This window comes from Phenylobacterium sp., from assembly GCF_031425575.1.
In the GTDB taxonomy this organism is placed as follows: domain Bacteria; phylum Pseudomonadota; class Alphaproteobacteria; order Caulobacterales; family Caulobacteraceae; genus Phenylobacterium.
Genome location: NZ_JANPJP010000214.1, coordinates 1 through 5,920, shown reverse-complemented (window position 1 = coordinate 5,920; position 5,920 = coordinate 1). Strand labels below are relative to the sequence as shown.

Annotated in this window: 4 protein-coding genes; all 4 read right to left on the bottom strand. The window is 68.1% G+C overall.

From position 1 onward, the window contains the following. Positions 1-133: 133 nt before the first annotated feature. Positions 134-1,921, bottom strand: coding sequence for an aspartate--tRNA ligase (gene aspS / locus RMO97_RS12390; protein ID WP_310541376.1), 1,788 nt, complete (start codon positions 1,919-1,921; stop codon positions 134-136). A gap of 65 nt (positions 1,922-1,986) precedes the next feature. After that, entirely contained in the window at positions 1,987-4,236 is a 2,250-nt protein-coding gene (gene parC / locus RMO97_RS12385) for a DNA topoisomerase IV subunit A (protein ID WP_310541375.1), read from the bottom strand. 57 nt (positions 4,237-4,293) lie between these two features. Beyond that, positions 4,294-5,025 (bottom strand): DNA repair protein RecO, encoded by a 732-nt coding sequence (recO, locus tag RMO97_RS12380; RefSeq protein WP_310541374.1) that lies wholly within the window; start codon positions 5,023-5,025, stop codon positions 4,294-4,296. Between the two features lie 162 nt (positions 5,026-5,187). Beyond that, positions 5,188-5,920: GTPase Era (gene era / locus RMO97_RS12375; RefSeq protein ID WP_310541373.1), on the bottom strand; the 733-nt coding region annotated here is incomplete at its 5' end.

Genomic DNA, 5,920 nt, shown 5'->3' with positions numbered 1-5,920 from the left:
CGGCTGCCACGGCGGCGGCGCGCGCCTGACCGGCTGGCGTCCGCCCGCCCCACCGGCCGCGCCGCGCCTGCCCCGGCCGCCGGCGCCGCCCGCCGAACCGCGCGACTGATCAGCGCCGAGTAGGCCTGTCGAGCTAGACCTTGATCGGCGGGGCGAGACGGACGTGCAGTTCCTTGAGCTGCTTTTCCTCGACCTCTGACGGCGCGTTCATCAGCAGGTCCTGGCCCTGCTGGTTCAGCGGGAAGGCGATGACCTCGCGGATGGCCGTCTGGCCGGCCAGCAACATGACAATTCGGTCGATGCCGGGGGCCAGGCCGCCGTGCGGCGGGGCGCCATGGCGGAACGCGTTGAGCATGCCGCCGAACTGCTCCTCGACCACACTGGGGCCGTAGCCGGCGATGTCGAAGGCCTTCAGCATCACCTCGGGAAGGTGGTTCCGCACCGCGCCCGAGCACAGCTCGTAGCCGTTGCAGACGATGTCGTACTGGTAGGCCAGGACGTCCAAGGGGTCCTTGGTCTCCAGGGCCTCCAGCTCGCCCTGGGGCATGGAGAAGGGGTTGTGCGAGAAGTCGACGTGGTTGGTGTCTTCGTTCATCTCGAACATGGGGAAGTCGACGATCCAGACGAATTCGAAGCGATCCTCGTCGATCAGCTTCAGGTCGGTCCCGACCTTGGTGCGGGCCGAGCCGGCGAACTTGTAGAAGCTCTTCGAATCGCCGGCGACGAAGAAGGCGGCGTCCCCCTGCCCCAGGCCGATTTCCTTCATGAGGGCGTCGGTGGCCTCTGCGCCCAGGTTCTTGGCGATGGGCCCGCCCCAGGCGCCCTGGTCCTCGCTCCAGAAGATGTAGCCCAGGCCCGGCTGGCCCTCGCCCTGCGCCCAGGAGTTCATGCGGTCGCAGAAGGCGCGGCTTCCGCCCTTGGGGGCCGGGATCGCCCAGACGGCGTTCTTGGCGTCTTCCAGGATGCGGGCGAACAGGCCAAAGCCGCCGCCGCGGAAGCGCTCGGAGACGTCGGCCATCTTGATGGGGTTGCGCAGGTCGGGCTTGTCGGAGCCGTACCAGGCGATGCTGTCGCGATAGGGGATACGCGGGAACGGATAGGGGGTGACGCTCTTGCCGTCGGCGAACTCCTCGAAGACGCCGTGCATCACCGGCTCGATGGCCGCGAAGATGTCGTCCTGGGTGACGAAGCTCATCTCCACGTCGAGCTGGTAGAATTCCAGGCTGCGGTCGGCGCGCAGGTCCTCGTCGCGGAAGCAGGGAGCGATCTGGAAGTAGCGGTCGAAGCCGGCCACCATCAGCAGCTGCTTGAACTGCTGCGGCGCCTGCGGCAGCGCGTAGAACTTGGACGGATGCAGGCGCGAGGGCACCAGGAAGTCGCGCGCGCCTTCCGGCGACGAGGCCGTCAGGATCGGGGTCTGGTACTCCAGGAAACCCTGGCCGATCATGCGGTTACGGATCGACTGGATGACCTTGGAGCGCAGGACGATGTTCTTGTGCAGGGTCTCGCGGCGCAGGTCGAGATAGCGGTGCTTGAGCCGCAGCTCCTCGGGATAGTCGGGCTCGCCGAACACCGGCAGCGGCAGCTCGGCGGCTTCCGAGATCACGTCGATGGACGACACGCGGATCTCGACCTCGCCGGTGGGCAGGTTGGGGTTGATGGTGTCGGCCGAGCGGGCCAGGACCTGGCCGTCCACCCGGATCACACTCTCGGCCCGCAGGCGCTCGACGCGGTCGAAGCCGGGGGTCTCGGGGCTGATCACCAGCTGGGTCAGGCCGTAGTGGTCGCGCAGGTCGATGAACATCAGCCCGCCGTGGTCGCGCTTGCGGTGGATCCAGCCCGACAGGCGGACATTCTGGCCCGTGTCCGCCGACCGGAGGGCGCCGCAGGTATGGGAACGGTGGGGATGCATGGTCGCCAAAGCTCTAGAAAATCAAGGCGCGGAAGGGCGCATGAGGGGGGGCGAAAGTCAAGTTTCAGCCCCGGCTACTTGGGCTTGAACCGCTTGCTGGTGGGGAAGCCCTTGGGCGCCAGCTTGCCGGCGGCGGCGCGCCGCGCGAGCCAGTCCTTCCACTCGGCCCAGACCCGCGTGCGGCCGGCGGGGTCGATCCAGGTTGCGCCGTCGGTCTCGTTGAAGACGATGGCGTCGCGCAGGCCGCCCTCGCGATAGGTCTGCAGCTTGACGCCCTTGCCGCGCGGCATCTCCGGCAGTTCGGCCAGGGGGAAGATCAGGATCTTGCCGTTGTCGCCGATGACGCCCAGGTGGTCGCCGGTGGCCGGCATGGCGAAGGCCGCGCCCTTGGCGCCGACGTTGAGCACCTGCTTGCCGGCGCGGCGGGCGGAGATGGCCTCCTCCTCCGGCATCACGAAGCCGTAGCCCTCCTTCGAGGCGATGACCCGCCTGGAGCCCGCCTTGAAGGGGAAGATGTCGATGATGTCGGTCTTGTCGTCGAGGTCGAGCATCAGCCGCAGGGGCTCGCCGTGGCCGCGGGCCGAGGGGAGCTTGTCGCAGCCGACCGTGAAGAACCGGCCGTCGGAGGCGAAGATCAGCAGCTTGTCGGTGGTCTCGGCCGGAACCAGGAAGCCGAGCTTATCGCCCTCCTTGAACTTCAGTTCCGAGGGGTCCTCGACACGGCCCTTGGCGGCGCGGATCCAGCCGCGGTCCGATAGGATCACGGTGATCGGCTCGCGCACGATCATGGCTTCCAGGGCCGCCTCGGCGTCCCAGACGGGAGCGGTGTCGAAGGTGGAGCGGCGGCGGCCGAGCGTGGTGTCGGGACCGAGGATCGCGCGCACGTCCTTGAGGCCCACGCCCACGAGCTTCCACTGCTGCTTGTCGTCGCCCAGCATCTTGACCAGGCCGTCGCGTTCCTCGGCCAGCTCGGCGTGTTCGCGGCGCAGCTCCATTTCCTCCAGCCGGGCCAACTGGCGCAGGCGGGTGTTGAGGATGGCGTCGGCCTGGATGTCGGAGAGCTCGAAGGCGTCGATCAGCTTGGTCTTGGGCTCGTCCTCGTAGCGGACGATGCGGATCACCTCATCCAGATTGAGGAAGGCGATCACCATCCCGTCGAGGATGTGCAGCCGCGCCTCGATCTTCGCCAAACGGAAGCGCGCCCGGCGGACCAGCACCTCGCGGCGGTGATCCAAGAAGGACTGCAGGCAGCGCTTCAGGCTCATGACGCCGGGCGTGCCGCGGGCGTCCAAGACGTTCATGTTGACCGGGAATCGGGTCTCCAGGTCGGAGAGCTTGAACAGGCTCTCCATCAGCACCTCGGGCTCGACGTTGCGGCTCTTGGGCTCAAGGATCAGGCGCACGTCCTCGGCGCTCTCGTCGCGCACGTCGCCCAGCAGCGGGGCCTTCTTGGTCTCGATCAGGCCGGCCAGCTGCTCCACCAGGTCGGCCTTCTTCACCTGATACGGAATCTCGGTGATGACGATCTGGTAGGTGCCGCGGCCGTTGTCCTCCTTGGACCAGCGCGCGCGGACGCGAACGCCGCCCCGGCCGGTCTCGTAGGTCTCAGCCATCGAGGCCTTGGGCTCGACGATCACGCCGCCGGTGGGGAAGTCGGGGCCCTGGACGTGCTCCAGCAGGTCCATCGTGGTGGCTTCGCGGTTGCTCAGCAGCACCAGGCAGGCGTCGATCAGCTCGGCGGCGTTGTGCGGCGGGATGGAGGTGGCCATGCCCACCGCAATGCCCGACGAGCCGTTGGCCAGCAGGTTGGGGAAGCCGGCCGGCAGGACGACGGGTTCCTCGTCCTCGCCGTCATAGGTGGAGCGGAAGTCCACCGCGTCCTCGTCGATCCCGTCCAGCAGCAGCTGGGCGGCGACGGTGAGCTTGCACTCGGTGTAGCGCATGGCCGCGGCGTTATCGCCGTCGATGTTGCCGAAGTTGCCCTGTCCGTCGACCAGCGGGTAGCGCTGGGCGAAGTCCTGGGCCAGGCGCACCAGGGCTTCATAGACCGCCACGTCGCCGTGCGGGTGGTACTTACCGATGACGTCGCCGACCACGCGGGCGCACTTCTTGGCGGTGGTGGTGGGGTCCAGCCGCAGCATGCGCATGGCGTACATCAGCCGCCGGTGCACGGGCTTCAGGCCATCGCGCACATCGGGCAGGGCCCGGCCGGTGATGGTGGAGAGCGCATAGGCGAGATAGCGCCGAGACAGGGCCTCGGACAGCGGCTCGTCAATGATGCGGTCGCCGTCGCCCTCGAAGGGCGGTGGGGTGTGTTTGGACATGGGAGAATCGCGAACTCGGTTGCGCGGTGATTCTAGCGGGCCGGGGCGCGCGCGTCTCTAGAGCCGGTCTGCGTCAGATAGACGGTCCACAAGCCAGAGCCTGGCGTTGGGCAGCGGCCGGTTCAGGGGGTTGAACACGAAGGCCTGCAGGAAGTGGGCGGTGAGGTCCAGGCCGGCGCGGATGTCGCCCGGCGCGATGCCGCCCTGGGCCGAGAGCAGGAAGGGCGGCAGGTGCAGGAGCTTGTCCTTGTAAGGCTCGCCGGCCTCTGCGCTGACCGCCCGGCCCGTGCGGGGGCTGACATAGATCAGGTTGTCCAGCACGCCGGTGGCGGCGCACTTGGACAGGTCCAGGCCAAAGCCCAGGTCCTGCAGCAGCCCGGCCTCGAAGCGCACGAAGATGGCCGGCCAGATGTCGGGATGGATGAGGGAATCGGTCAGGGCCTCGAAGGCGTAGAAGCCGCCCGGGTGCGGCTCGCGCTCCGGAAGGGCCGCTGCCGCGACGGCAGCGGCGGCCGAAAGGCCGGCCAGGGCGAGAGCGTCGTCGAACAGGGCCGAAGGCCCCTCCCCCACGGGCTCCAGAGTGGCCGAACCCAGCTGGTCGGACACCCGGGCGCGATAGGCGATGACGGCGCGCGCGCCGGGCTGCAGGAAGGGCTTGATCCGACGCGACGTCCCGCCGGCCACGTGGGCGGCGTACCGGCCGTGGCTGGCGGTCAGGAACTCGACGATGGCCCCGGCCTCTCCGTGAGGCCGGGCCGAAAGCACGAAGGCGTCGTCTTCGAATTCCATCAGCTAGATGCTCCCCTTCTGGGGGAGCTGGCGCGAAGCGCCTGAGGGGGACTTTGACTCTTCGTTTGGGGCCGAAGGGGTCGACTACGTCGATCCCCCTCCGTCAGCCAGCTACGCTGTCTGCCACCTCCCCCACATCGGCCTTTGGCCTGGGGGAGGAATTTAGACATCAAAGTCCAGACCCACGTCGCCGTAGAACTCGCGCTTGTCGGCCCAGCGTTCGTCGACCTTCACGGTCAGGAACAGGTGGACGGTCTTGTCCAGCAGGATGGTGAGTTCCTCGCGGGACTTCTGGCCGATCCACTTCAGGGTCTGGCCGTTGGCGCCCAGCACGATGGGTCGCTGGCTGTCGCGCTCGACATATATGGTCTGTTCGATGCGCAGGGAGCCGTCCTTGCGCTCTTCGAAGGAGGTGGTCTCCACGGCGGCTGCATAGGGCAGCTCCTCGTGGACGCGCAGATAGATCTTCTCGCGCGTGATCTCGGCGGCCAGCAGGCGAACCGGCAGGTCGGCGGTCTGGTCGGCCGGATAGAGCCAGGGGCCCTCGGGCATCAGTTCGACGAGGCGTTTCGTCAGGTCCTCGACCCCGGCGCCGGTGGCGGCGGAGATCATGAAGACCTCGGTATAGACGCCTGTTTCGAAGAGCCTTTGCGAGATGGCCAGCAGGTTCTCGCGCTTGACGCCGTCGATCTTGTTCAGCGCCAGGATCACCTGCTTGCCGGCGGCCTTCAGGCCCTCGACGATGGTGTCGACATCGGCCATGCCGCGGCGGTCAGCGGCCTTGCCCTTGCCTTCGTTGACGGCGATCTCGGCGGCGGCGTCCACCAGGTGGACCACGGCGTCGGCGTCCTCGGTTCCGCCCCAGGCCGACCGGACCATAGCGCGGTCCAGCCGG

Coding starts and splice junctions, on each gene's coding strand:
- recO (WP_310541374.1), bottom strand. CDS start 5,025: ATGGAATTCGAAGACGACGCCTTCGTGCTTTCGGCCCGGCCTCACGGA.
- parC (WP_310541375.1), bottom strand. CDS start 4,236: ATGTCCAAACACACCCCACCGCCCTTCGAGGGCGACGGCGACCGCATC.